This is a genomic window from Sphingobium sp. TomTYG74 (assembly GCF_055393875.1).
Genome location: NZ_AP027341.1, coordinates 507,846 through 532,283 on the forward strand (window position 1 = coordinate 507,846; position 24,438 = coordinate 532,283).

At 61.0% G+C, this 24,438-nt stretch carries 27 protein-coding genes and 2 pseudogenes; 16 read left to right on the forward strand and 13 right to left on the reverse strand.

Features of this window, described 5'->3' with window-relative positions; translation table 11 throughout:
• Positions 1–65: 65 nt before the first annotated feature.
• The 11 genes from gspE (at position 66) to ACZ5TB_RS02685 (ending at position 8,995) form a co-directional block, all read left to right on the forward strand.
• Complete coding sequence (gspE, locus tag ACZ5TB_RS02635; protein ID WP_464791909.1) at positions 66–1,604, forward strand: type II secretion system ATPase GspE; 1,539 nt, start codon at positions 66–68, stop codon at positions 1,602–1,604.
• Entirely contained in the window at positions 1,597–2,814 is a 1,218-nt protein-coding gene (gspF, locus tag ACZ5TB_RS02640; RefSeq protein ID WP_464791910.1) for a type II secretion system inner membrane protein GspF, read from the forward strand. Before gspE ends, gspF begins: the two co-directional genes overlap by 8 nt.
• Before the next feature lie 27 nt (positions 2,815–2,841).
• Positions 2,842–3,357: a type II secretion system major pseudopilin GspG gene (gspG, locus tag ACZ5TB_RS02645; RefSeq protein WP_464792470.1), complete on the forward strand. Its 516-nt coding sequence runs from the start codon at positions 2,842–2,844 to the stop codon at positions 3,355–3,357.
• Between the two features lie 106 nt (positions 3,358–3,463).
• The gene (locus ACZ5TB_RS02650; protein WP_464779945.1) at positions 3,464–3,871 is read left to right on the forward strand and encodes a GspH/FimT family pseudopilin; all 408 of its coding nucleotides are present in this window, start codon (positions 3,464–3,466) and stop codon (positions 3,869–3,871) included.
• 112 nt (positions 3,872–3,983) lie between these two features.
• Positions 3,984–4,310, forward strand: a complete 327-nt coding sequence (gene gspI / locus ACZ5TB_RS02655; protein ID WP_464779946.1) for a type II secretion system minor pseudopilin GspI — start codon at positions 3,984–3,986, stop codon at positions 4,308–4,310.
• Complete coding sequence (gene gspJ, locus ACZ5TB_RS02660; protein WP_464791911.1) at positions 4,310–4,957, forward strand: type II secretion system minor pseudopilin GspJ; 648 nt, start codon at positions 4,310–4,312, stop codon at positions 4,955–4,957. The genes gspI and gspJ overlap by 1 nt, the downstream gene beginning before the upstream one ends.
• Positions 4,950–5,939, forward strand: coding sequence for a type II secretion system minor pseudopilin GspK (gene gspK / locus ACZ5TB_RS02665; protein ID WP_464791912.1), 990 nt, complete (start codon positions 4,950–4,952; stop codon positions 5,937–5,939). Before gspJ ends, gspK begins: the two co-directional genes overlap by 8 nt.
• Positions 5,936–7,045, forward strand: coding sequence for a type II secretion system protein GspL (gspL, locus tag ACZ5TB_RS02670; RefSeq protein ID WP_464791913.1), 1,110 nt, complete (start codon positions 5,936–5,938; stop codon positions 7,043–7,045). Before gspK ends, gspL begins: the two co-directional genes overlap by 4 nt.
• A complete protein-coding gene (gspM, locus tag ACZ5TB_RS02675; protein WP_464791914.1) occupies positions 7,042–7,530 on the forward strand; it encodes a type II secretion system protein GspM in 489 nt (162 codons plus the stop codon). Before gspL ends, gspM begins: the two co-directional genes overlap by 4 nt.
• Entirely contained in the window at positions 7,527–8,249 is a 723-nt protein-coding gene (gene gspN / locus ACZ5TB_RS02680) for a type II secretion system protein N (RefSeq protein ID WP_464791915.1), read from the forward strand. Before gspM ends, gspN begins: the two co-directional genes overlap by 4 nt.
• The gene (locus tag ACZ5TB_RS02685) at positions 8,246–8,995 is read left to right on the forward strand and encodes a prepilin peptidase (RefSeq protein ID WP_464791916.1); all 750 of its coding nucleotides are present in this window, start codon (positions 8,246–8,248) and stop codon (positions 8,993–8,995) included. Before gspN ends, ACZ5TB_RS02685 begins: the two co-directional genes overlap by 4 nt.
• Before the next feature lie 8 nt (positions 8,996–9,003).
• Here the strand turns inward: ACZ5TB_RS02685 and ACZ5TB_RS02690 are convergent, their stop codons facing one another.
• From ACZ5TB_RS02690 to ACZ5TB_RS02710, 5 genes are all read right to left on the reverse strand, one after another.
• Positions 9,004–9,207, reverse strand: coding sequence for an energy transducer TonB (locus tag ACZ5TB_RS02690; protein WP_464791917.1), 204 nt, complete (start codon positions 9,205–9,207; stop codon positions 9,004–9,006).
• A 590-nt stretch (positions 9,208–9,797) separates the two neighbouring features.
• Complete coding sequence (locus tag ACZ5TB_RS02695; RefSeq protein WP_464779259.1) at positions 9,798–10,088, reverse strand: hypothetical protein; 291 nt, start codon at positions 10,086–10,088, stop codon at positions 9,798–9,800.
• A 384-nt stretch (positions 10,089–10,472) separates the two neighbouring features.
• Positions 10,473–11,393 carry an NAD-dependent epimerase/dehydratase family protein gene (locus ACZ5TB_RS02700; protein WP_464791918.1) on the reverse strand — a complete coding sequence of 307 codons (921 nt, stop codon included), beginning with the start codon at positions 11,391–11,393 and terminating at the stop codon, positions 10,473–10,475.
• Entirely contained in the window at positions 11,390–12,373 is a 984-nt protein-coding gene (locus ACZ5TB_RS02705; RefSeq protein ID WP_464791919.1) for an ATP-grasp domain-containing protein, read from the reverse strand. The genes ACZ5TB_RS02700 and ACZ5TB_RS02705 overlap by 4 nt, the downstream gene beginning before the upstream one ends.
• A complete protein-coding gene (locus ACZ5TB_RS02710; protein ID WP_464791920.1) occupies positions 12,370–13,143 on the reverse strand; it encodes a metallophosphoesterase family protein in 774 nt (257 codons plus the stop codon). The genes ACZ5TB_RS02705 and ACZ5TB_RS02710 overlap by 4 nt, the downstream gene beginning before the upstream one ends.
• Before the next feature lie 244 nt (positions 13,144–13,387).
• Here ACZ5TB_RS02710 and ACZ5TB_RS02715 point away from each other — a divergent pair, with 244 nt between their 5' ends.
• Positions 13,388–14,602 carry a glycosyltransferase family 4 protein gene (locus ACZ5TB_RS02715; RefSeq protein ID WP_464779263.1) on the forward strand — a complete coding sequence of 405 codons (1,215 nt, stop codon included), beginning with the start codon at positions 13,388–13,390 and terminating at the stop codon, positions 14,600–14,602.
• 33 nt (positions 14,603–14,635) lie between these two features.
• On the opposite strand, the pseudogene ACZ5TB_RS02720 reads toward ACZ5TB_RS02715, so the two are convergent.
• Positions 14,636–14,869 (reverse strand): annotated as a pseudogene (locus ACZ5TB_RS02720) (HAD hydrolase family protein); the annotation flags it as partial.
• A gap of 370 nt (positions 14,870–15,239) precedes the next feature.
• On the opposite strand from ACZ5TB_RS02720, the gene ACZ5TB_RS02725 reads away from it, so the two are divergent.
• The 3 genes from ACZ5TB_RS02725 (at position 15,240) to ACZ5TB_RS02735 (ending at position 17,782) form a co-directional block, all read left to right on the forward strand.
• Entirely contained in the window at positions 15,240–15,767 is a 528-nt protein-coding gene (locus ACZ5TB_RS02725) for a VOC family protein (protein ID WP_464791921.1), read from the forward strand.
• Positions 15,768–16,058: 291 nt separating this feature from the next.
• The gene (locus ACZ5TB_RS02730) at positions 16,059–16,508 is read left to right on the forward strand and encodes a nuclear transport factor 2 family protein (RefSeq protein ID WP_464779265.1); all 450 of its coding nucleotides are present in this window, start codon (positions 16,059–16,061) and stop codon (positions 16,506–16,508) included.
• 587 nt (positions 16,509–17,095) lie between these two features.
• The gene (locus ACZ5TB_RS02735) at positions 17,096–17,782 is read left to right on the forward strand and encodes a glutathione S-transferase family protein (protein WP_464791922.1); all 687 of its coding nucleotides are present in this window, start codon (positions 17,096–17,098) and stop codon (positions 17,780–17,782) included.
• Between the two features lie 431 nt (positions 17,783–18,213).
• Here ACZ5TB_RS02735 and ACZ5TB_RS02740 read toward each other — a convergent pair whose 3' ends face one another.
• The 7 genes from ACZ5TB_RS02740 to ACZ5TB_RS02770 all read right to left on the reverse strand — a co-directional run bounded on the left by ACZ5TB_RS02740 (position 18,214) and on the right by ACZ5TB_RS02770 (position 23,119).
• Positions 18,214–18,723, reverse strand: coding sequence for a MarR family winged helix-turn-helix transcriptional regulator (locus tag ACZ5TB_RS02740; protein WP_464779267.1), 510 nt, complete (start codon positions 18,721–18,723; stop codon positions 18,214–18,216).
• Between the two features lie 382 nt (positions 18,724–19,105).
• On the reverse strand, positions 19,106–19,228 hold the full coding sequence (locus tag ACZ5TB_RS02745; protein ID WP_464791923.1) for a hypothetical protein: 123 nt from the start codon (positions 19,226–19,228) through the stop codon (positions 19,106–19,108).
• Between the two features lie 14 nt (positions 19,229–19,242).
• Positions 19,243–19,665, reverse strand: coding sequence for a TonB-dependent receptor domain-containing protein (locus ACZ5TB_RS02750; RefSeq protein ID WP_464791924.1), 423 nt, complete (start codon positions 19,663–19,665; stop codon positions 19,243–19,245).
• Positions 19,666–19,679: 14 nt separating this feature from the next.
• A complete protein-coding gene (locus ACZ5TB_RS02755) occupies positions 19,680–20,153 on the reverse strand; it encodes a TonB-dependent receptor domain-containing protein (protein ID WP_464791925.1) in 474 nt (157 codons plus the stop codon).
• 133 nt (positions 20,154–20,286) lie between these two features.
• Complete coding sequence (locus tag ACZ5TB_RS02760) at positions 20,287–21,687, reverse strand: aromatic ring-hydroxylating oxygenase subunit alpha (protein WP_464779270.1); 1,401 nt, start codon at positions 21,685–21,687, stop codon at positions 20,287–20,289.
• 67 nt (positions 21,688–21,754) lie between these two features.
• Positions 21,755–22,546 (reverse strand): glucose 1-dehydrogenase, encoded by a 792-nt coding sequence (locus ACZ5TB_RS02765; RefSeq protein WP_464791926.1) that lies wholly within the window; start codon positions 22,544–22,546, stop codon positions 21,755–21,757.
• 51 nt (positions 22,547–22,597) lie between these two features.
• Complete coding sequence (locus ACZ5TB_RS02770; protein WP_464791927.1) at positions 22,598–23,119, reverse strand: VOC family protein; 522 nt, start codon at positions 23,117–23,119, stop codon at positions 22,598–22,600.
• Positions 23,120–24,189: 1,070 nt separating this feature from the next.
• On the opposite strand from ACZ5TB_RS02770, the pseudogene ACZ5TB_RS02775 reads away from it, so the two are divergent.
• Positions 24,190–24,438, forward strand: a pseudogene (locus ACZ5TB_RS02775) (site-specific integrase); the annotation flags it as partial.

Sequence of the window (24,438 nt, forward strand, 5' to 3'; positions counted from 1 at the left end):
AAGCCCTTCCCTTCTCTTCAAGTAAGAAAAGCCCTTCGACAAGCTCAGGGCGAACGGGGGATGAAGTGAGCGGGCCTGCCGAACCGTTAAGCCTTCTGCACAGTGCCCCCCGCGCCGTCGATATCCCCTATGTCTTTGCTCGCAAGCACGGTGTGGTGATGTTGCCGCTGGATGGCGAACGGTTGACCATAGCCGTGCGCGAAGGGAGTGATCCGCGCATATTGCTGGAGGTGCGGCGGCATCTGGCGCGCAGTTTCGATGTGCGGTTCGTTGATGGCGCGCAGTTCGACCGGCACCTGTCCGACCATTATGCGATGGAGGGCAGTGCGGCAGCGATGGCGGGCTCACTGGAAGTGGGCGCCGATGAGCTGGACATTCTTGCTGCCGACATTCCGACCGCTGACGACTTGCTCGATAGTGCCGATGATGCGCCTGCGATCCGGCTGATCAACGGGATCATCGCCGAAGCAGCGCGGCAGGGCGTGTCCGACATTCATATCGAGCCTTATGAAACCGGCCTGATCGTGCGGATGCGGATCGACGGGGTGCTGCGCGAGACTTTGCGTATGCCGCCGCATGTCGCGCCTGTGGTGGTGAGCCGGATCAAGGTGATGGCGCGGCTGGACATTGCCGAGCGGCGGGTGCCGCAGGATGGGCGCATCGGTTTGACGCTTGGCGGGAAACTGCTGGACGTGCGCGTTTCGACCTTGCCTAGCCGGGCGGGGGAGCGGGTGGTGCTGCGTATTCTCGACAAGGAGAATGCGGGCATGAACCTGGACCTGCTGGGCATGGCGGGGGCTGCTGACCGGATTTTCCGGGAGGGGCTGCATGAACCGAACGGGATTATTCTGGTCACGGGGCCGACCGGGTCGGGTAAGACGACTACGCTTTATGCAGGGCTGCGGCAGTTGAATGATGGGACGCGCAATATTCTTACCGTGGAAGACCCGGTTGAATATGCGGTCGAAGGGGTTGGGCAGATGCAGGTCAATGCGAAGGTCGGGCTGACCTTTGCTGCGGGGTTGCGGGCCATCCTTCGGCAGGACCCCGATGTGGTGATGGTCGGCGAAATCCGCGACCGGGAGACGGCGGAGATTGCCGTGCAGGCATCGCTGACGGGCCATCTGGTGCTGTCGACCGTGCATACCAATGATGCGGTGGGGGCGATCACGCGGATGCGGGACATGCGGGTGGAGCCGTTCCTGCTTGCCTCGACGCTGCGCGCCGTTATCGCGCAGCGGCTGGTGCGGCGGCTTTGTCAGCATTGCCGGGAGCCGGTGCAGGCGGACAAGTCGGCGAGCGCGCTGCTTGGTTTCGATCCCGGAACGATTATCTATCGCGCGCGGGGGTGCGAGGAGTGCAACGGTAGCGGCTATAAGGGTCGGATCGGCGTGTTCGAGGCGATCCGGGTGGACGATACCATTCGCCGGTTGATCAATGACGGGGGCGATGAATCTCTGATCGCGCGGCACGCTTTTCTGAACGCGCCCAATCTTGGGTCGGCGGCGCGGGCGCTGGTGCGCGATGGGCAGACGACGGCGGAAGAAGCCATCCGCGTGTCGCGGCGCGATGCGGCGGAGGTGGAAACCATCGCCGATGGCTGAGTTCGACTATCTGGTCATCGATCCGGCGGGCAAGGAACGCAGCGGCAAGGTGAAGGCCGAGACGGTCGAGGATGCGCGGGCGAAGCTGGACGCGCGCAAGCTGTTCATCGTGCGGATCGAGCCCGGCGCGGTGGAGAAGGCGGCGAAGCGTGCGGGATTGTCGCTGCGTGCACCGAGGCTGTCGGCCAAGGAACTGACGCTGTTTACGCGCCAGTTATCGACGTTGATCCAGGTCAGTCCGCTGGAGGAATCGCTGCGCACCATCGGGCGGCAGAGCGAGCAGGAGCATGTGCGCGCGATCGTCAGCAAAGTGCATTCGGGTGTGCTGGAGGGACGGCGGCTGGCCGATGCTTTGGGCGCGGAGCCGAAGAGCTTTCCGGCGCTCTATCGGGCGATGATTTCTGCGGGTGAAAGTTCGGGCAGCCTGCCGACGATCATGGAGCGATTGTCCGACCTGATGGAGCGGCAGGCGGTGATCCGGTCAAAGGTGTTGGTCGCCATCGCTTATCCTGGCGTGCTGGCGGTCTTTGCGGTGTGTGTCGTCGCGGCGCTGATGATCTTTGTCGTGCCCAAGGTGGTGGAGCAGTTCGATACGGTCGGACAGGATCTGCCGCTGCTGACGCGCATGGTTATGGGGATTTCGGCCTTTCTGGCTGGCTATTGGTGGCTTCTGGCGATTTTGATTGGACTGGGTGCCCTTGGTTTCTGGCGGGCATTGAAGATTGAGGCGTTCCGTTATCGGTTCGATAGCCTGTTGTTGCGGTTGCCGCTGCTGGGGCGGTTGATCCGCGATCTGCATGCGGCGCGGATGGCGCGGACGCTGTCCACGATGGTGGCGAGCCGACTGCCGCTGATGGAAGGGCTGACGCTGACGACGCAGACGGTGCACAATAGGGTGTTGCGGCAGGCTTCAGAGCAAATTGTCGAGGCTATTCGCGGGGGCGGGAGCCTGTCGGCGGCGCTGCGGCGGGCGGGCGTGTTTCCGCCGCTGCTGGTCTATCTGGCTGCGAGCGGGGAGAGCGCGGGGCGGCTCGATACGATGCTGGAGCGGGCGGCCGATTATCTGGAGCGGGAGTTTGACAGCTTCACTTCCGCCGCGCTGGCGATGCTGGAGCCGGTGATCATCATATTGATGGGCGGGATCGTGGCGGTGATTATCTTGTCTATCCTGCTGCCTATCCTGCAATTGCAGAGCCTTACGGGGGCCTGAGGAGTGATTATGTTTATTTCCAGAGCCATGCGCTTTTTCCAGAAAGAAGAGTGGCACTTCGACAAGCTCAGTGCGAACGGAGGCCGAAAAGCAGGCGAGGATGGCTTTACCTTCTCGAGGCGTTCGGCCGAACACGGCTTCACGCTGGTCGAGCTGATGGTGGTGATCGTCATCATCGGGTTGCTGGCGACGATCGTGGCGATCAACGTCATTCCGGCCACGGACACGGCGCGGGTGGAGAAGGCGAAGGCGGATATCGCTACGATCGAGCAGGCGCTGGAGCAATATCGGCTCGATAATCTGAGCTATCCTTCGCAGACGGATGGGTTGCAGGCGCTGATCAATCCGCCCGCATCGCTGGCGCAGCCGCAGCGTTATCGCCGGAGTGGCTATATCAAGAAGCTGCCAGATGATCCGTGGGGCCGGGCCTATCATTATGCGGTGCCGGGCCGGAAGGGCGCGTTCGATATCAGTTCGCTGGGCGCGGACGGCCAGCCGGGCGGCGAGAGCGAGAATGCGGATATTTATTCCAGCGAGCTTTGATCGGGCTAGCCATCCGTTTGCGTGGTTGGGCTTCGACAGGCTCAGCCCGAACCGGGACGGAGTGGTTCGTCGTCCGGTCGTAAACGGCTTCACCTTGGTCGAGCTGATGGTCGTGTTGACGATCATCGGCTTCATCTCGGCTGCGGTGGTGCTGGCCATGCCTGATCCGCGCGGGCGGGTTGTCGAGGATGCCGATCGCTTTGCCGCGCGCGTTGCTGCCGCGCGCGACGAAGCGGTCGTTACCGCCCGGCCGATGGGGGTGTGGGTTTCCGCGTCGGGCTATGGCTTTCAGCGGCGCGATGGGGCGCAATGGGTGCCGTTGGAGGAGAAGCCGTTTGCGACGGCCAACTGGAAGGCGGGGACGCGGGCGCTGGTTGGCAAGGATGGGCGGCAACAGATTGGGTTCGATGGGACTGGTCTGCCGACTGACGCCATGACGGTGACTTTGGCGCGGGAGGCGGAGCGGGTTTCTGTCACGGTGGACATGGCTGGGAAGGTCATGGTCGGTGGGTAGGCCCTGCATCCTCGACAGCTTTGCTGGAAGAAAGAAAAGGGCTTCGACAAGCTCAGCCCGAACGGGGAGGTTTGTGGGCCGGAACCCTGAGGCGGGCTTTACGCTGTTGGAGATGCTCGTCGCGTTGGCGGTGTTCAGCCTGGCTGCGTTGGCGCTGGTGCGGTTGCAGGGAGTGACGTTGCGGACAGCGGCGGATCTAGACAGCAAGGCGCTGGGGCAGATTGTTGCGCGCAACCTGATGGTGGAGGTGCAGACCGATCCTGCGCCGCCCTCGCTGGGCAGCGAGGAGGGTGATGTCGATAATGGCGGGCGGCGCTGGCATTGGGTGCGGGCGGTCAAGGCTACCAACGACAAGCGGCTGTTGCAGGTTGATCTGACGGTGAATGGGCAGGCGGGGTCTTCGCCGGTCGTGTTGAGTTTCGTACGGGTGGTGCAGTGATGGCGCGCGCATGCGGGGAAAGACATGCGCAGGCGGGCTTTACGCTAATCGAGTTGCTCGTCGCGTTGATGATCTTTGCGATGCTGGCGGCGGCGGGCGTGCTGCTGCTGGGGAACAGCGTTTCGGCGCAGGCGCAGATCAAGGCGCGGCTGGATGACATGGCGGCGGTGCAAAGGGCAGGCGGAGCGCTGGCGGCCGATCTTGGGCAGGCGGTGCCGCGTATCAGCCGCACGGAGATGGGGACGCTGGCGCCCGCATTCTGGTCGCATCGCGAGGGCGAGGCCGTGCCGGTGATGCAGTTCGTGCGGAGCGGTTGGGACAATCTGGGCGATTTGCCGCGCCCTTCGCTACAAAAGGTCGAATATTGGGTTCGGCAGGGTCGGCTGGAGCGGCGCACTTATGCGCAGGTCGATGGCGCGGCCGGAGACGAGCCAGCTACGCTGCTGGACCATGTGGATGATGTCGCGCTGCGCTTTCGGGATGGGCAAGGTGAGTGGCGCAATGAGTGGATACCTACGCAGCCCGACCTGATGCCGCGCGCCGTCGAGATGGTCGTGACGCGCACGGGGGAGCCGCCTGTCACCCTGCGCTTTCTCGTCGGGCCGGGGCCTGCCGAGAAGCTGGAAGGGGAGATGGCTGGTGCCTGATCCCCGGAAGAAGAGCGAGCGCGGCGCGGCGCTGCTGACGGTGTTGCTGTTGATCGCGGTGATGGCGGTAGTTGCTGCGACGGCGCTGGAGCGGCTGGCGCTGGCGACGCGGATGACCGGCAACGGCGGCGCGGTGGATCAGGCGCGCGCTTTTGCCGATGCTGGGGCTGAGATGGCGCGGTTGCGGATCGGTGATCTGGTCGCGGCCAATCCGGGCAAGACGACGCTGGCGGGAAATTGGATGGGGACGCCGCAGCCGGTCGCTGTTCCCGGTGGTGTGGCGAGTGCACGGGTGAGTGATGCGGGGAACTGCTTCAACCTCAACAGCGTGGTGGCTGGTGAGAATGAGTCCAATTTGAAGGTCCGTCCGGTCGGCGTGTCGCAGTTCCAGGCGCTGTTGCAGGCGCTGGGCGTAGATGCGCGGCAGGCGCAGGTGGCGGCGGCGTCTCTGGCCGACTGGATCGACAGCGACAGCGTGTCGCAGACCGGTGGCGCGGAGGACGAGGTCTATGCGCAGGCGGCGCGGCCCTATCGCACGGCCAATCGCTTCATGGTGGATGCGAGCGAGCTGCGCGCCGTTCATGGCGTGACGCCCGCCATCTATGATCTGGCGCGGCCATGGGTTTGTGCGCTGCCGACGGCGGATTTGTCGCCGATCAACGTCAACACGCTGTTGCCCGATCAGGCGGTGCTGTTCGCGATGCTGTTGCAGGGGCAGGTCAGCGTGGCGCAGGCACGGCAATATCTGGCGCAGCGGCCCGCCGAGGGTTACGGCAGCACGGTGCAATTCTGGGCGCCGTTTGCTGCCCAAGGTATCAATCCGCTTGAGGAAGCGGCCAATCAGGTCAAGTTGACGACAGGATTTTTCGGGGTGGAAGTGACGGTGGACGTTGGGGGAACGCAGGTGGTGGAGCGGGCCATGATCGATGCCCGGCAGAGCCCGGCGAGGTTGATCCGCCGCAGTTGGGGGACTGGCGCGTGAGCGTGCGGGATGGGTTGATCGTGGCGCTGCCCGAGGAGGGCGAGGCGCTGTGGATGCGCGTGGTCGATGGCGCCGTGGCGCAGAGTGGCAGGGGGACGAATTGGCTGGCCGCATGTGGGTTGACGGCGTTGCCCCCCGATGTGGTGGTGATGCTGGTGCCGCCTGGTTCGATGGTGACGTTGCATTGGGCGGTCTATCCTGAACTGGCGCCCCGGCAAGGGCGCGCGGCGGCGCGGCTGGCGGCGCTGGCGGGCGGGATTGTGCCTTCTGACCAGCTGTTTGCGGCGGCGGATGAGAATGACGATCCGGCGCGGCCGCATGTGGTCGCTGTCGCTGCAAGGAGTGACATGCAGCATTGGCTGCTCTGGGCGCAGCATCATGGGTTGGACCCGGATATTATCGTGCCAGCGCCGTTGTTACTGCCGGAGCCTGTTGAGGGCTTTGTGCGTGGCGCGCTGGATGGCGAGGCGGTGTTGCGAGGGAGTGGCGTTGCTTTTGGCGGCGATCTGGCTTCGGTTCTGGCCGCTGATGCGGCGATCGAGGATGTGCCCGCCGAGCTGGTGCAGGCGCGGGCGGTTGAGGCTTTGGAGCGGCCGCCGCTGGACCTGCGGCAGGGGGATTTTGCCAAGCGGGTGCGCCGGGTGGCCGACAAGGCGGTGCTGCGTCGCATTCTGTTGTGGAGTGGGTTGATCCTGCTCATTAGCCTCTTGATCTCACTGACGATGCTGGTGCGGCAGCATGTGGCGGCGAGCAATCTGGATGCGGAGAGTCTGGCGTTGGCGCGGCAGGTGGTGCCGGGTGCGGACGACTTGACCCAGGCTGAGGCCGAGATTGAGCGGCAGTTGGCGGCGCGGGGTGCGGGTGCTTATGCCTTTACCGCGCCGGTGGCGGGCTTGCTGAGCGCCTTGCAGGAAGCTCCAGGCGTGTCGATGATGGCGCTGTCGCGAGACCCGGACGGGATGATCCGGGCGACGCTGGCGGCAGCGAAGGTGGAAGAGATCAATATTGTGTTGCTGGCGTTGCAGAGCGCGGGCTTCACCATCACGGCGACGCCTTCGCAGGACCCGGGCGGACGAGCGCTGGCCGACATTACGGTGCGATCATGATGGAAACGGTCAAGACCATGTGGGGCGAGAGATCGCCGCGCGAGCAATGGATGCTGGGCGTGATGTTCGCCCTGCTGGCGGTGGTGCTGCTGTGGCTTGGGGTGGTGGGGCCGCTGGCTTCGGCGCAGCGGTCGGCGCGTGAGGGGCTGCTCGCCGCGACCGATCGCAATGCGGCGATGCGGGCGAAGGTGAAGTTGCTCAAGACATTGCCGCGTGGAGCGTCGGCGGGTTCTGCTTCGGCGGCGATTGACCAACTGGTGAGCCAGAGCGCGGGCGAGGCGGGTTTGACGCTGGAGCGGGCGGAGGCGCAGGGCAGCGCGCGGATCGAGATTGCGATGGCGTCTGTGCGGCCGGTGGCGCTGTTTTCCTGGCTGGTGGCGCTGGAGGCGCAGGGCGTGCGAGTGGAGACGATGAGTGCGCGGCCTTCCTCGACGGCGGGGAGTGTTTCGGTGCAGGCGGTGCTGGTAAGAGGGGCAGGGCAATGATGCGGCTGGGCTGGTCTCGGCGGACGCGGATTGCGATCGTCCTGCTCTTTGCATTCGGGCTCGTCCTGTTCATGCCGATGCGGATTGCGCTGGGGCTGTCCGGGGTGGAGCGACTGGGCGTTGCTGCGCGGGAGGTGCGGGGGACGCTTTGGAGCGGGCGGATGGACCAGCTGATGCTGGGCACGATGCCGGTCGGATCGGTCAACGTCGCCTTGTCGCCGGTGTCGCTGCTGATGGGGCGGGCGCGGTTTGACATATGGCGGCGACAGGGTGCGGCGGATGATCTGAGCGGCGCGCTGACCGTGGGTTTCGGGCGCGTGGGCATTGATGATGTGACGGGCACGGTGCCGCTGGGGCGAAGCTTTGCGCCGATGCCGATCGCCAGTCTGGCGATGGAGGATGTTACGGCCTATTTTTCCGGCGACCGTTGCGGCCATGCCGAGGGTCGGGTGCGAGCGCAAATGGCGGGGCAATTCCCGGGCCTCAACCTGACGCAAGGGCTGTCGGGCGTGGCGAGTTGCGATGGCGAGGCGTTGCTGTTGCCGCTGGTGAGCCAATCCGGGCTGGAGAAGATCAACCTGCGGATATGGCGGTCGGGGCGCTATGTCGCGGAAATGCGGGTGGAGACGGCGGACGCGGCCCTTAGCGATGCGCTGGCGAAGGCTGGGTTTGCCGGGACAGGCGGCGCGCGGGTGCTGAAGGTCGAAGGGACGCTGTGATCGATCCGCTGTGGGCGGTGCTGGGCGCTATTGCAGGAGCGATCGCGGGCAGCTTTTTAGGGACGCTGATATTGCGCTGGCCCGAGGGTCGCGGCGTCATGCGTGGACGGTCGTCCTGCGATAGCTGCGAGCGGGTGCTGAGCGCGGTCGATCTTGTCCCGATGATAAGCGCGCTGCTGTTGCACGGCAGGTGTCGCACCTGCGGCGGGAAGATCGCGCCGCTGCACGGGCGCGTGGAGGCGGGATGCGCGGTGCTCGGGGCGCTCGCCTGCGGGCTGGCGCCTGGGCTGGCGGGGGCTGGATGCGCATTGCTGGGATGGCTGCTGCTGACATTGGCTGTCCTCGATTGGCGTCATTTCTGGTTGCCGGACGCGCTGACGTTGCCGTTGGCGTTCCTTGGACTGACATTGGGCCTGTGGGTGACGGATGCGACGCTGCCCGACCGAGTGATCGGAGCTGCGGCAGGATATGGCGTTCTGCTGGCGGTGGCGGTCAGCTATCGGATGGCGCGGGGGCGCGATGGATTGGGTCTGGGCGACGCGAAGCTGATGGGCGGGCTAGGAGCCTGGTGCGGATGGCAGGCGCTGCCTTTCATCCTGCTGATGGCTGCGGGCCTTGGTCTGGTAGCCGTGCTGGCAAGCGTCGCTTCGGGCCGGAAGGTGACGGCGGCAACGCGAGTGCCGCTGGGCACATGTCTGGCGATCGCGGCGTTCCCCGGTTGGTGGGTGTCGATGCTGGTCCGTTAAGGAACTGCCTAGCGCACACGCCAGCGATAATCCTCTTCCCGCACCTCGGTAACGGCATATCCGTCGGGATCGCGGGCAGGGCGAAAGCGGTATCGTTCCATGATGACGCGGCAAGTCATCGCGTCGATCTCGGGATAGCCGCTTCCTTCGATAACTTCGCATCTATCGACGTGTCCCGAAGGACCGATGGCGTATCGCACGCCGATCGTCACGCGGCCGACGCCGCGCAGAGAGTTGGGGAAATCCGAATTGCGGAAGCGGCCGTTTGTTTGTCGCGCCTGCGAGAAACTGCCTCCTTCGCCATTCCCACGGCCAGTGCCGGTTCCGCTGCCTCCGGACCCGCTGCCAGAGCCGGGCGTGGCGCCGCTACCCGTGCCGCCTGCGCCGCTGTCGAGGGATACTATCGGTGAGGCAGACAGGATTGGAGCCGGGCTGCGTATTATAGGTTCGGGGGAAGCGAGGTTAGAAGGGTGCGGAGGTTGATCCCGAGCCTTCTGGACGCGTGTAGGAGAGTCCGCTGTAGCTCCACCTTCCCGGTCGGATGGGGGTTCTTTTTCGCGCGGAGGCGGTTCGGGTTCGGTTTCGCTTTGGGGCGGCTCAAGATCGAAGAGCGCCAAGGGCGTGCTATCTGCTACCCGCAATAATGAAGGCGCCCTAAGGCCAATTATCAGGGCATAGCCGATGACGACGTTGACCAAGAGCGCCGCAATAGCGGGGACGATTCTGTCACGGCCCTGCCATCGCTGCGCCCAAGATGCTGTCATGTCACTGAGTGCCGGGTGCAACACGCGGCGACTTGGCGTCAGCGGTAGACGCGATTGCCGTTGCGATCGATATAATATTCGCGGCCGCGACGGTCACGTTCCCACCGGCGTTCTCCGTCGGATGTAGCAGCACCTACGACAGCACCACCAGCAGCGCCGATCGCCGCGCCTTCGGCAACGCCAAGCCCGGGCACGATCGCACCTGCTACCGCGCCACCGACCGCGCCGATGCCTGCACCCCGCAGTCCATCGCGCGTCGTTTCACGAGAACAGCCGCCAACGCTGGCAGCGGCTGCCAATCCTGCCATCAATAAGAATGTGTTACGCATGGTTCGTCTCCACAATTGCCCAACACCAAACGACAGAGACGCAAGTTAGTTCGATCCCCGTGTCACAAACGTGCCGAACGGCACTGGAATTACGAGCGTTCGATGTGCGGGTGGCGACAGCAACCACGGTCCGTACGACACATTCGCGGTCACATTATCTATGAGAGATTGGCGACCCCTGCGGAAGGGGTTGGCTTAACCAAGGAATGGCAAAAAACTGTCATTTTCTACTGCGCGATCTAACCCTGGATCACCCGCGGCGCCGCCGATGGGACAGCGATGGCTAATCCAACCTGGAAAAATTTCTGAAGGAGCGCGCATCAGCACGCGTCAGGCCAGCTTCTGATGCGGGTGGGGACGGGGCAGGGGGCGGTGCGCCCGCCGTCAACTGAGGCCTTCCGGTGATCTGATGCGTTGATGGAGGATGGCCGCAAGTCCAGTCGGTAACGGCACAGGATCGCAGCCCATTGATCGCAGCCGCGTGATGTCGAGCGGCGGGAAGCCGGTGTCGCTGGCTGCTCCTTGTCTCGGCTTTTCGATGATGGACCCGCCGGTCAGGTCCACAATCATCCGGGCCAACTGCGCTATGGTCGTACGAACCCCGCTGCCCACATTGACCGGGCCGATGAAACCGCGCTCCATGGCCAGCATCAGCGCCTGCGCGACATCGTCCAGATGGACCAGATCCGCGCCGAATTGCCCACCGGCGATAATCTCTATGGGGCGCCCCTCAAGCGCCGCGCGCACCATGATGCCTAGCGCCCCGGAGGTCTGCCCTGGACCATAGACGGACGCCAGCCGAAGCGTCGTCAAGGCGATACCTCTGGTCCGGCAAAATTCGGTGGCATAGATTTCCTGAAGGATCTTCGATCCCAGATAATAGCTTCGGCTGCGCGGGAACATCGGCGCGTTTTCATCGGGCACGTCCACACCGCCTGCATAGGCGTTCGCGCTCGTCGTCTGGACGATGCGTTTGATGCCTGCTGCGGCGGCGGCCTCTATCAGGCGGAGCGTGCCACGGGCGTTGATCGTCCAGCATCGTTCCGCCGCCGCCGGGTCATCATGGTCGCGCGGGATATAGGCCGCCAGATGCACAAGCGCGGCGCAACCACGAAGATTGACCGCATCATGATCCGGCGTCTCCAGATCGAAAGGACGGGCCTCGTCATCGGGGGCAAAGTCTCCAACCGCGTGGCGCGTCAGGTGCCGGATGCGATAACCGCTGGCCCTGGCGACAGCGGCGAAGCGTTTGCCGATGAAGCCCGTGCCGCCCGTTAGGGCAATGGTTGAGGACGGACCCGTCACTGCACGGCGTCAATCCGCTCCTGGGCTACGAACATTTCGTCCAGAAAGCGCAGAATCACACCCGAACGGATGGGTGGTTGAACGATCGGCGTCCCATATAACAGCTTGCGAAGGCACATTTCGACTTCATTGAAACCCACCATCGCACGAAGCGGCGTGGTTCCAGAAAAGCGCCCGTTAACCTCGAAGACACGCGGAACGCCCTGCTTATCGAGGCGGAACTGGAAATTGGCGGGACCATAGGGTTGCAGCGCGGCGCCGAACGCGCGAACCGCTTCGTTCAGTTCCACGTAATCGCCAGTGTAGGCGCGATAGGTGTTCCCGTCGCGCAAGTCCCGGCGCATCACGATGGACGCTTGCACCGCGCCGTCGAACACAATGACGCTGGCTGTATATTCGCAGTCGGGATCGCCGATACATTCCTGCACGACCAATCCGGTTCGACCGGCGAGCGCGTCGTCAAGTTCGGCCCCGTTGTTTGCGACAGATACGCCCACGGATCGCGCGCCGATGCGGGGCTTCACGATCAGTGGGAAGCCGACCGCTTCGACCAGCGCCGCGATTGCCGCCGGATCGTCGCCCGACGCCGAGGCGGGGGGATTGAGGCCCGCCTGTTCGAAGAAACGGCAGGTTTCCAACTTGTCGTCGGCGATGGCGATGACGCGCGGGTCGCTTACCAATATCTTGGTGTCGAACGCGGCTTCAAGCTGCGCCCGTTGAGCCGCGAAGAAGGGCAATTCGACATCGGTCCCCACCATCACGATGTCCGGCCGCTCGCGATCCAGCAATTCCGCGATCCGTGCGCCGAATGCCGCATCGTCCGCCAAGGGCAGGCGATAGGCCGCGTCGCCCCAATAGAGGCCGGAGGATAGCGGGTTGGGATCGCCGGTGACCATGGTGCAGTCGAGCGACGATTGCCGCAGCGACTTGATGATGCCCTGACCCAGCACCGCGCCCGCACCGGTGATGAGCGCCTTCATGCGAAAAATCCGCAGAGCCGGTCCTGTGTCGGCACTGACAGGCTGGTGGCGCGGATCGCCTGGCAATGGGCATGACGGTCGAAGGGCAGGAGCCGGGGACTCACCATGACCTCATCCCCTCGTATCTCTACCATCGCCCATTGCATATGTCCTTCTCCGCCATCTCTTGGTTGGCCCAACGAACCGAGCGTGAAAATCGTGGCCGCTGCGCAATCGAACCGGCGGGCGCGATGCGTATGCCCGAACAGGCCATAGCGAAAGCCGCGCTCGGCAAGGGCGACGGCGGCCGCGTCTGCCTCTTCGGCCGAATTGATGTAGCGCCAGTCACCAAAAGCATAGGGGTTTGCGTGTGCGACGAACAAGGGGCCAGCGGACCAGTGCTGCTGCCAATCAAACGCGTCCATGACGCCCGCAGGCAATTGTTCGCTCGTCCACGCCACCGTCTCCTGAATCCAGTCGGGCAGTCTGGTTAGATAGCGGCTGCCGGTGTCGCTCGCCTGTTGATACATCTGGTCATGGTTGCCGGTGATCAGGATCGCGCCGTCACGGGCGACCGCATCCTTGACCAGCGCGATCGTTTCCAGCGGCGCGACGCCATAGGTCAGCAGATCGCCCATCAGCAACAGCACATCGAAGCCCTCCCGCCGAGCGGCGGACAGCGCCTGCTCCAGCGTGCTGCTGACCGCATGAATGTCCGTCAGCGCAGCTATCCTCACCGGCTCGATCCTCGCGGCGATCCAGCGATTGTCGGCGGGGTTCTGAAAAGGCATTGCTTCATGTCCGGCACGCTATCGAAGCAGGGCGCGTGCCGTTAGCGTTCAATCCGCTACTATCCCTTTATCCCGGCCCCATCCGATGGGATTAGCAGGCCTCTCTTTGGGGGCGTGTTCCCCGCCGACGCGGCGCGGATGCCTCTAACGGATATCTACCGATGCGCCCGCAGTGCGTTGCCAATGCATGGTAGGCCATTCTTCGTCTGGCGAGAGGAAGCGCCATATTTGGGAACCCTGTGGAATGAAGGTCGTCATCCTTTCCAGCCTGTCCTGGTCGCTCATCAATTTTCGCGGCGCGCTGATCGCCCGGATGGTCGAGGCCGGGCATGATGTTGTCGCCTGCGCGCCGGATGGCGAGCCAGAGGTGATCGGCGCCCTGTCTAAGATGGGGGTGCGTTTCCGCTTGACGCCCATGGCGCGTGCAGGGACCAATCCGCTCCGCGACGCATGGACCTTCTTCCACTATTGGCGGCTCCTTCGGTCCGAGCGTCCCGACGTGGTGGTGGCCTATACGCAAAAGCCAATCATCTATGGCGGCCTTGCGACCCGCCTGCTGGGGCGCGCGCGCTTCTATGCGATCATGAGCGGGCTGGGTTATGTGTTCAGCACCGAGGCGGACAGTCGTCCGCTGTTGCGATCGGTAGTTTCGCGGCTGTACCGGCTTGGGGTGCGCCGCGCCGGCTGCATCTTTGTCTTCAACGGGGATGATCGTCGGCTCATGCTCGAAAACGGCATAGTCGCGCCCGACCAACCTGTCATGCAGGTGCCCGGATCGGGCATCGACACCGCTCACTTTGCCCAGCAACCCTTGCCGGATGGCCCCCCGACCTTCCTGATGATGGGCCGCCTGATGCGCGACAAGGGCGTGGGCGAATATGTCGAAGCCGCGCGCATAGTGCGTGAAACACGCCCCGACGTGCGCTTCATGCTCCTCACCCGGCCAGAGACGGAAAATCCCACCGGTTATACAGCACAGGATCTTGACGCATGGCGCCGGGCTGGATTGATCGAATTCGTGCCGGAAACACGCGACGTACGCCCCTTTATCGCGGCGGCACATGTCTTCGTGCTGCCATCTTTCTATCGTGAGGGTTTGCCCCGCACCATATTGGAAGCGCTGGCGACGGGACGTCCCGTCATCACGACCGATATGCCCGGATGCCGGGAGCCTATCGAGGAGGGGGTGAACGGCCTGCTGATTCCCCCGCGTGACGCGCCCGCACTGGCTGCGGCCATGACGCATCTGCTCGACAATCCCGATCTTCTTGCCGCGATGGCGCAGGCGGCGCGACAAAAGGCGGTCCATATCTATGACGTCGACAAGGTGAATAGCTTGCTGATGGAGGTTTTGGGACTGAGCAATGCAGCGACTGCCCCGGTCGCTGCATGGACCACGGAGCCAGACCCACCGGTGTTGAATGCGCTGCCCGGTAGGCGATCCGCAGCGAAGGCGTGACGTGAAAGGGCCGACCGCAGCCGCCCCGCACATTCATTTCTGGCAGGCGACGATCGCGGCGATGACCGCCAGCGGTTCTTCCGGATCGCGGACCCGCACTGTGTTGAGGCACATTTCCTTCGCAGGGTAGTCATTGCCACCCGGAAAGAGGGCGTCGCCGATGAGCATCATGTCATCCAGCGCAATCCTGCTCGCGTCGCGCAGCTTCTTGAGGCCATAAGCCTTGTCCACGCCCTCGCGCGTGATGTCGATCGAGGTCGCGCCGCCCGGGCGATATCGATCTGCTCCAGCAGCGGCAAACAAGAGATCGAGTTCATAGGCGATCGCCCGATCCATGCTACCCAATCGCTTGGCCTGCTGGTCAGATAGCCATCGATCACCTCCACGCCATCGCGTGCTTCCCGCGTTTTGAGTTCGAGTTCAATCAGCTCGAATTTCTTCAACCAATCGCTCTACCGCCGCGCAAAGGCGGCAAGCCAGACCAGTTGATGATCGATCCGGCCGGGCGGCCCGGGGCTTTTCGTCCTATGCATGCTCATCTGCCATATTTTATAAGTTGGTTCATCCCGAGCTTCCCGATAGAATGCTTACATATTATTATCTGGCGCATCAACATAGATGGAAGGTCAATATTATTATGGCGCACAAGCCTTGGGGGCGGCTCAACCAAATCGCCTATATGGTGCCTGACTTAAACAAGGCGATCGATTGGTGGACCGCAGTGATGGGCGTGGGCCCCTTTTTCATCTTTCCTGCTTTCGAGATGGTTCGAGGCGATTATCGCGGTAAAGAGTATTTCGCACAGTACGGCGCGGCGATCGCATTTTCCGGGGACCTGATGGTCGAACTTATCGAACCGCGAGGCCCGTCGATCTTCCAAGAGTTTCTGGATGCTGGCCGTAAAGGCGTCCATCATCTATGCGCTTTCTCCGACAGCATGGAAGATGCGGAAACTTGGGTCGCTGAACACGGCGGCACGCGACTGCAGGGAGCTGAATTCGCAGACGGGTCCCAGATCGCCTATTTCGCGATGGATGCTAAGGAAAACAACATCCTGGAGATCGGCGTGTTGAAGCCCGGGGTCCAGAACCTTTTCGATATGATTCAGCAGGCTGGCGCTAACTGGGACGGCAAGGAAAAGATCTTCAGCCCGACGGATGGCTGAAGATCTTTGGGCGGGTGGCACTGATAAGCGAGTCAGCCATCCGGCATATCAGTCGCCGCTGAAGTTCAACTCCACACGGACGTCATCGGGATCGGTGGCGAAGATTTGGCGTAGCCCGATCGAGTCAACGATGTTGACATCATGGGGCAGGCTCACGGCGAAGTCCGCGCTAGTTTCGATATCGCAAAGGACCTCTCAGACAACTTGCTCCTTCATTGCCATGCTCTACTTGGGTAGAGACTCTAGCGTATCGAATGCTGGCGCATCACCTGTTTGCCGACGGAGAGACTAATGCCGAATACAGTCGAAACTTTGCTCGCGATCGAAGAAATAAAGCGGCTGAAGGCGCGCTATTTCCGGCTAATGGATACGAAGGACTGGCACGGGTTTGCAGAGTTATTTACCGAGGATGCTATATTCGACGTGCGTGGAGCGCTCGACGAAAATCCTGGGCCGGATCAAGAGCCGATCATCGGCCGTTCCGCGATTGTTGAATATGTCAGCAGCGGCATCGACCCGATCAACAGTGCCCATTACGGGCACATGCCAGAAATCGATATCTTGTCAGAGGACGCCGCTACTGGAATCTGGGCGTTGGCGGACATATTGCGGATGCCGTCCGGCACGCCTTTCGAACGCTTCTACGGATACGGGCATTACCATGAACGCTATCGCCGCATCGACGGCGCGTGGAAGATTGCATCGCTCAGCATCAGTCGACTGCTGGTGGAGACATACTGACGCCCGACAGCCACGGTCGGTAGAATAGGCACAGCAGCCTGATCAGCGCGAGGGTCGATAGGGGCGATAGAACGGTCGAATCGCACCAACCTGTTGCACATGGCGTCGACGAGCGGACCGACGCCGACCAAGAATGCGATCTGAAGCACATCGATTTCATGGGGGATCGATGTCAACTTGCGTCGTTCCGACAAAAGATGATGAGCCATGCTATTTCGCTTCTTGCAGAGTTAGCGAAGCGCCGCTATGCGTTTGTCTGCATATGATATTCGTGCATACCAATATTCATGATCGCGGCCAGATCAGCTTTGCGAATAATCCTGTCTGTACATCGCAGGCCATGCGGATCGAGTGGCCCTACAACGCCTCAGGGAAGCCCAGGCAGAACCAATTTGCCGAGAGCTCATCCGTGGCCTGTGCACCTATTCGCTGGCGTAAATGCTCGCTTGGGAAGATTCCAGATCGAGCCACCGGCACGGCATGCACAGCCACGCTAGCCGGTTTCACCCAAGGAAGGCCCAAAACTACACTTAGCTTGAATTACATGATCTCTACTAGCGGCGGCCCGATTCGAGAAAGTAAACTCCATGCTGAAACTATTCCACGCTCCGACCACACGCTCGCTCCGCATCAAGTGGCTGCTGAACGAGTTGGGCCTCCCGTACGAGACGGTCACGCTCGATTTCTATCGCTATGACCGCCATGATCCCGCATATCGCCAGATCAACCCCATGGGATCGGTGCCGACAATGACGGATGGCGCTCTCGCGATCACCGAATCTGGCGCAATGATCAACCACATCCTCCGCCGCTACGGCGATGGTCGCTTTGCCGTTCCCGAAGGCAGCGATGAGCGCGTGCTGGTCGATGAATGGATGTTCTGGGCGGAAGGCTTGTTTGCTGTGCACCAGCGCATCTACTGGGACCATTGCGCACCGCCACCCGGCTGCCTGATCGAAACGGTTCCCGCCGTCGGTCTTGAGGGGAAGCGCCAGGCGGTGCGCTATGCGCGGATGCTCGAAGCTCACCTGCGCGAAACCGGCTGGGTCGTTGGCGATGAATTGACCGGGGCCGATTTCATGCTGAGCTTCCCGCTCTTCCTCGCCAATCTTGATAATTGGTTCGAGGATATGCCGAAAATCCAAGCCTATATCGGCCGGATGACCATGCGTCCCGCGTTCCAGGCGGCTACCGCCGACACACTGGAAGCACTTCGGGCGATGGCGACGACGACACCCAAATTGCCGAGCTTTCGCAGCACTGAACCGGACTGATGTCGGCCCACGGGTCGTCACCGATCCACGTTGCGGGTTGACCGGCCCCGGCCTCGGCGGCGGCACCGTGAGAGCGCTTGATGCCTTTGTTCATGGGTCCGGACGAAATCTGGCGCTGGGCAAGCCGATTGGGCGGCAGCCCGGCGAGACCATCCAAGGTCAATCTCTGAGTGCCGGACCCGCTTCCAATATGTTAGCCGGTGGCCGGAGCGCCCGTTCGCATCTTCTGCGGGATTCGGGGTTCCGCAGTGCTCGTGAATGCCGGGGATGCGCTATCGCCCGACTTCGCAGCCAAGTGCAAGGTGCCCCCCAGGCATCCTCGTCTGCATTATCCTAAGAGGTGAGAGTGTTTCGCTAGGACTTTGTTGAGTCCGTGAATGCGATGATGGGGTAAGAAAAGCACGTTGAGCGAAAGACGGGTCGGACCCGGCCTACCGCTGGCCAAAACGGAAGTGTTCGGCAAGGTCCGCTAAACTCTTTCGCAATGCCTCTTCCCTCTCGGCACCCAAAACTGACCGAATCTCGTCAGTGAGGACATCACCTTCCGCACGTAGCGGCGCGCACACTTCGCGGCCTTTACCAGTAAGCCTCACGCGCACCTGCCGCGCGTCAACCTCAAAAACGCTTCGCTCAACGAGACCTCGCTGCTCCAACCGCTTGAGTGTTTGTGATACCGTCGCATGCGCTATCGAGAGCCGCTTGGTCAGTTCGGAATGCGAAAGAGGCTCTTCTTGATACAGTTCAAGGAGAAGAAAGGCCGCAGCCTGACTCACATCGGCTTCGGCGGTCCTGACGGCATAAAGATGAGACTGGAGGCGAGCCACCATCGTGATGAGATAAGGTGTAGTGAGCTTGGCGTCGAATTCCGAGGGCGCAACCCACTTCTCGTCGAATCCTGTCCGAACCGGGGGCCGCGCGCGATGTCTGGGTGATTGCTTCATCCGCTGTCCTTATGGGAGAGTCGTGATAAAGCCACATAAAAACAGCATTTGTCGTTCCGTAGCAACAATGAGGCGCCGCCAGGCGCTTGCGGCTCTCCTGTTTAGTCTAAAGCCGTGAGGCACAAAGCTTGAGGCCTGCTTTTCCCAGTCTTTGGTGTCATCCACATCCATAGGTAGATCACCTTCCCCATGCGCGCCACAAAGGTCGTCAAGCGACCGACTTCCTATGGATAAGAAGGGGCAGAATCAGACCTGCACACGAAGGTAATGGTAAGTCGAAACAATGCCATGCTTCGACCGGCTTGTTCCGTTCGCTTGCAGGATATTTCAAAATCTGAGCGGCCGATACTGTCGATCGCCGCCGTCACCATATATCTGAAGTTCAAAACTTGAATATCAGTTCACCACCATAGGTGCGCGGTGTGCCCGGAGCGCTCGAAAAGGCCGAGCCGGAGTCTTGAGCATAATAGTTGATGTTGAACTTTTCACCCGTGATGTTCTTCATCCAGAAGCGAAAGGTCAGATGCTCCGCAGCGGTTGGCGTGAAGGAAACAGAGCTGTCCAAAAGAAGGTGCTCCATTTTGATGCATAGGGCATATAATTGCCAAAAGCATCCACCATAATGCTGTCTAAATTACCCGGAGCAAGCGGCATTTTAGGAGTGAGCGCCTGACATGTGACTGCATCCACCTGAAGATTGGGGCAGTAGGAAGGGGCATCCGGGAAGTCACGGAACTTTGCGATCAAATATGTCCCAGCCAATCGAAGCGTTAGGCCTTCGGCCGCGACGGCGGTCAGGTCCAACTCGGCGCCCTTGGTCCGCGCAGAACCGGCATTTTTAAGGAAAACCAAACCATTGCGCTGCGCCTGCACCTGCGGTTTGCTGATGTCGTTCCAGAACAGGGCGCCGTTCAGGCGAATACGACGGTCAGCCAGTTCCATCTTGAACCCGATTTCTAGGCATCAACCACTCCAGGGGATAGCGGCTCCGCCTGGTCTAGGGGCAGCGTGTTGAACGTCTCTGCTGTGTAGCCACGGCTGTAGTTGGTATAAACCATCATGTCGTCGTTGAACTCATGATCGATTGAGGCCTTCCACGTCAATTTCTTGAACGTCTTGCGCGCCACACCGCCCCCCGGCACATTGTCCACGGGCGTCTGGGCGGCGGCCACAACTGCATTGGCTGTCGCTGCGTCGAAGACGGTTCCGGCCGGCGCACCGAATGCACCCGCGACCGCAGGGACATTCTGAAGCAGGAACGGCAGCTCCGGAATGAACAATGTCGTGGTCGTCCTGCGGCCAGCAACCCTGTCGGTCGTGTAACGCAGGCCGCCCGTCACATTGGTGTTATCGGTGATGGGATAGGTAAGCTGGCCAAAGGCAGCATAGGATTTAACGTTCTGCTCACCCCGAATGCTGATTGAGTCCACCAGCAGCGCCTGTATACCCGGCCCGTAGGTCGTGGACGCACGGGTTTTGGTCAATGTGTGTTGGTTTCAACGATGGAGAGATGTGCAACGCACTTCCACAATCTATTGGTTGCGTACCGCGCTGAGTCTCCAGCTATTTAAGGCAAGAGTCCCGGTCCAGATATTCCATCAAAGTTTTATGAAGGAAACGAATGCGGACTTCCTGATAACGGCTTAACATGACGTCCTTCACCCCACCTGCCTTCAGGCCTTGCTGTTGCAGCGCCAGATTTTGGCAGTCCTGATCATAGATTAGCCCGTGCCACGGCTGAAAAGCGCCACTGGCCGCATAAGTATCGTCAGGGCCAAGGTCGATTTGATTGACTTCTGGAAAATCGGATCCGTCTTGCGGCTTTGGCCGGAAGATCATGAAATCGAAGCGCGTACGATCTGGACTATTGTCGATCGGAACGAACCGATAGGCGAATGGATAAGGCAATCCCTTGAATAGGAGAAAGTTGGGGAACAGCGAATATTGAATGGGATCACATGCTTCTGCGTCCGTCAGATGGCTGAAGTCCTGTCCGTAGACCTTGCCCAGTTCAGTGCGGTTCATATCTGCCAGATAGCCCCGCGCAGTCTTGCCCTCCGGCAGCGGCGGAGCGTTATCGGTATCGCCAGTGACGGCGCCGAACGTTGCTTTCCATATCTCGGCTTCGGTAATCGGCTGGGGGTATTGGTCGCTGGGAATTCCGGTGGGAGCACAGAAACGACTGACATGACCATTGTCGGCCCAGACGTCATATTGCGTGCTGGCGTCGCCCCCAAAAGGAAGAGCTTGCGAGTGAAGTTCGGCGACATGGAATGCTTCGACAAACCCTTCAATGCAACACTTCCAGTTCGCCTCCATGACCTTGGTTACGCGGGTGTCCAGATAGACGTCGTCCCGCGACCAGTCGGCAAATTCCGCGATCAGCGGACCCAAATATGTTTCCAGCGATGGTGATGCGGGGTCGTGGTTGACGAATACGAAACCTCCCCAGAGGCCAACGCGCGCTTCTGGTAGAGCGAGTTCGGAATCTTCGACCGGATCGAAGTCCCAGCGAGCAGGTAAATTCTGAAGGGAGCCGTCGAGGTTCCAAGTCATGCCATGATAGGGACAGCGTATTTTGTTTACGCTCGTGTCCGACGCGCATAATTTCATGCCGCGATGCAGACATCCATTATAGAAAGCTTTGATCACGTCCGGAGCACTGCGCATGATGATCAGCGACGCACCGGGCGATTCATACAATACGCAATCGCCAACTTCCCTTACTTCTTCGACACGGCAGGCGACTTGCCACGTCCGCGACCACATCCGTTCCTTTTCCAAGTCAAAGAAAGTCTGGCTGGTATAGCGCTCGCGAGGGACGCGCGGCATTTCGATATGCGTGGGATGGATTTGGCGTAAACTCGCGGGTGCCTCAATGGGATCGCGCGCAATCACTTGCTGATATGTCGGAGCAGGGCTGTCCCGGTAATCGGGTGCGCCGTTGGTATCGAAATGAGTCATGGTTCAATCTCCCATCGTGGCTGGGTCAATCCAAGCTGGCTATCCCGCGTAGCTTTCGCGGGCCGCATCACCCCGCTGGAATCGCACCCGTCAGCAAATAGCCACCTTCAACAGGAAGCGCGTGACCGGTGACCAATGAAGCTGCGTCCGAACTCAACCAAAGAATGGCAGCAGCCAACTCGTCGGGGCGTCCGAGACGTTTTTCCAGATTGGCGACCTGTTCGATCATGGACCGCTTCGCCCCCACAAGGTCCATTTTATACGCCAACATCGGTGTGTCAGTCACGCCAGGGCATACCGCGTTGATGCGGATCTTGCGCGACGTGTAAGCCAAAGCCGCGCTTCGCGTCATGGCAAGAACAGCGGCTTTTGTGCCATCGTAAACGGCACTATCGGGCCGCGGCCTCAGTGCATTCATTGAGGCGACATTCACGATCGAGCCGCCACCCTGATCGAGCATTTTGGAGATCTGGCGTTTCATGCACAAAAATACGCCCATGAAGTTGATATCGACGACGCGGCGGGCCTGCTCATCCTGCACATCGGCAAGCGCAGTATCCTCCAGTTCCACTGCCGCGTTATTGCAGGCGAAATCGAGACGTCCGTAGGTGGCAATGCAAGTGTCGATCAGTGAATCGACGTCTTCGGATGACGTCACATTGGAGCGGACGAAAATGGCCGTGCCACCAGCCGCCGTGATGGCGTGTGTCGTTTCCTCACCACCTTCCGCTTGGATATCAGTGACAACCACATTCGCACCAGAAGAAGCGTAAGCGATTGCCGTCGCCCGACCGATACCACCGGCTGCTCCTGTGACCAACGCTGTCTTGCCCGCGAAATTGTAGGTCAAATCGGCCATATACTCAAAATCCTCGTATTTTCTCGGTCGGCAACTTGTTTTCGATCGCTTCTACAAGAGGGAGAAATCGCGTACCGGATCGGTCCCGTCGAAATTCACGGACGCGCTCTTGACCCGGTGATAAACCGACAGGAGCGGTATCGACGGTTCGTACAATTCGACGAAGTGGCCGAATTGTTTGGTCGCATCCATCATCGCAAATCCGGCCCCCGGTTGGACTTCACCGTAAAAGCCCTCCGGAAATCCCGCGGCTTCGAATTCCTTCATGGCCGCGGGTAAGTCGTCGACGATCAGCGCGATGTGATGGAAACCGGTCCCGCCATTCGGAAACAGGTCTGAAAAGACCGAGGGTTCGGAACTGTGGACTTGAACCATTTCGATCATGACGTCACCCCATTGTCCGTAGGCGGAGGAATGATCAAAAACGCCCGGCTTGCCCCGGTAACGCGCCAAGCTCATGGGAATATGCTCCATGACGAAGTAAGGGCCTGAACCGAAAGCCTCCGCATGCTGACGGGCAGCCTCGCGCACGTCGGGTACATAAAATGCGACCTGCCGGATCGGATAGCGCATGAACATCTTAGTGAACATTAGGGATACTCCTGCAAACACGATCAGGCAGGGAGGGGGCGATCACCTGGCCGATATTGCGACCATGGCGGCACCAGACGCGATGGCCACTTTCCATCAAGCCGCATATAGATCCTCTCATTATTGTTAGCATGCATCCTAATGCGACAATGGTCCGCCCGTCAATATATTTAGGCGACATAATATTAGTCTGATTGATCGCCCTGTGGTGCTGATCAATCTGTGGTCGTTAAGATGGTGCTGGCCAAACGACACCGGTGCCGAGCGGCAACCCGGCTAGACGCACAAGTTTCTTGACTTCAGGAAGAGCTCGCGCAAAACGGCCTCGGTCGGGTCGAGCCCTTTCGGTGTCTCGTCTCCAAGAATAAGCCGATCTCCATCACTTAAGCCCTATGTGCACCTACGACTTTTTGGACCCGCAGCTAACTGATCGGCTGCGCTAGGCGGGATCTGCTACTTCAGTAGATTGGTCGTTATCCCGTCAAGCGGCAATGTTACGGGCATGAACCCATCCTTCTTCATACGGTACAGGCCGGACTGTTGGTAGCTACCACCACTCGGCGGTGGCAATTTCCTCGTGTCCGATACAGTCAAGGTCTGGTCAGGATGATTTGCAGCAGTTCCGGGTACTTAGCAGGATCGTTGACGCGTCCCCAAGTCGGCTGGTGACAGATTTCGTCCCGCCGGACGCAGCCCCGCGGCCGGCGCCTGCGGCTGCTGGAGTTCGGCGCGAAGTTGGCGAAGCGAATTCGACAAGGATATCGCCGACGGCAATCCGGCTCAGCCTCGGTGCTCCCAACATCGGCCAAGCGAGCGCCCAGTCGGCGTTGTTCAGACTGCTGGAACCGTCCGCTGCGACCGGCGCGATCGAAAGCTTGCGTCAAATACCGGACTTTCACCGCGATGGAGTGAATGACAGGTTTTGGTCGACTGGAGTTTCGTGGCATTCCTACCTTTCAGGCGAGCGAACGTTCTTCAGATGGCTAATCTGGCCCTTGGAGAATAAAAATGGAGATGTCTGAAACAGAACCCGCTGAGACCAAGCGTCAGGTCTGACCGTCGGTGCGAAACGCGCGCTGAAGCCAAAGCAGATATGGGAGATTCGCTTCTACCTCAATCAGCACCGCCCTTTGCGCGATCGCGCACTGTTTGACCGCGCGATCGACAGTAAGCTCCGTGGCTGTGACTTGGTACGGATGAAAATTGGTGACATTGTGAGCGGAGGGCATGTCCGATCACGCGCGATCGTGATGCAGCAGAAAACAGGTCGACCTGTTCAGTTCGAACTGCTTCCGGCTGCG

Excerpts from the sequence above, each read along its gene's own strand:
- gspF (WP_464791910.1), top strand. The coding sequence starts at position 1,597 with ATGGCTGAGTTCGACTATCTGGTCATCGATCCGGCGGGCAAGGAACGC.
- ACZ5TB_RS02750 (WP_464791924.1), bottom strand. The coding sequence starts at position 19,665 with ATGGAACTGGCTGACCGTCGTATTCGCCTGAACGGCGCCCTGTTCTGG.
- gspI (WP_464779946.1), top strand. The coding sequence starts at position 3,984 with ATGCTCGTCGCGTTGGCGGTGTTCAGCCTGGCTGCGTTGGCGCTGGTG.
- ACZ5TB_RS02725 (WP_464791921.1), top strand. The coding sequence starts at position 15,240 with ATGGCGCACAAGCCTTGGGGGCGGCTCAACCAAATCGCCTATATGGTG.
- ACZ5TB_RS02735 (WP_464791922.1), top strand. The coding sequence starts at position 17,096 with ATGCTGAAACTATTCCACGCTCCGACCACACGCTCGCTCCGCATCAAG.
- ACZ5TB_RS02740 (WP_464779267.1), bottom strand. The coding sequence starts at position 18,723 with ATGAAGCAATCACCCAGACATCGCGCGCGGCCCCCGGTTCGGACAGGA.
- ACZ5TB_RS02705 (WP_464791919.1), bottom strand. The coding sequence starts at position 12,373 with ATGAAGGCGCTCATCACCGGTGCGGGCGCGGTGCTGGGTCAGGGCATC.
- ACZ5TB_RS02730 (WP_464779265.1), top strand. The coding sequence starts at position 16,059 with ATGCCGAATACAGTCGAAACTTTGCTCGCGATCGAAGAAATAAAGCGG.
- ACZ5TB_RS02770 (WP_464791927.1), bottom strand. The coding sequence starts at position 23,119 with ATGCGCTATCCGATCCGGCAGGTCGCATTTTATGTACCCGACGTGCGC.
- ACZ5TB_RS02765 (WP_464791926.1), bottom strand. The coding sequence starts at position 22,546 with ATGGCCGATTTGACCTACAATTTCGCGGGCAAGACAGCGTTGGTCACA.
- ACZ5TB_RS02715 (WP_464779263.1), top strand. The coding sequence starts at position 13,388 with ATGAAGGTCGTCATCCTTTCCAGCCTGTCCTGGTCGCTCATCAATTTT.
- ACZ5TB_RS02695 (WP_464779259.1), bottom strand. The coding sequence starts at position 10,088 with ATGCGTAACACATTCTTATTGATGGCAGGATTGGCAGCCGCTGCCAGC.
- ACZ5TB_RS02650 (WP_464779945.1), top strand. The coding sequence starts at position 3,464 with ATGGTCGTGTTGACGATCATCGGCTTCATCTCGGCTGCGGTGGTGCTG.
- gspM (WP_464791914.1), top strand. The coding sequence starts at position 7,042 with ATGATGGAAACGGTCAAGACCATGTGGGGCGAGAGATCGCCGCGCGAG.
- ACZ5TB_RS02760 (WP_464779270.1), bottom strand. The coding sequence starts at position 21,687 with ATGACTCATTTCGATACCAACGGCGCACCCGATTACCGGGACAGCCCT.
- gspG (WP_464792470.1), top strand. The coding sequence starts at position 2,842 with ATGCGCTTTTTCCAGAAAGAAGAGTGGCACTTCGACAAGCTCAGTGCG.
- gspN (WP_464791915.1), top strand. The coding sequence starts at position 7,527 with ATGATGCGGCTGGGCTGGTCTCGGCGGACGCGGATTGCGATCGTCCTG.
- ACZ5TB_RS02745 (WP_464791923.1), bottom strand. The coding sequence starts at position 19,228 with ATGAAGAACATCACGGGTGAAAAGTTCAACATCAACTATTATGCTCAA.
- ACZ5TB_RS02710 (WP_464791920.1), bottom strand. The coding sequence starts at position 13,143 with ATGCCTTTTCAGAACCCCGCCGACAATCGCTGGATCGCCGCGAGGATC.
- gspJ (WP_464791911.1), top strand. The coding sequence starts at position 4,310 with ATGGCGCGCGCATGCGGGGAAAGACATGCGCAGGCGGGCTTTACGCTA.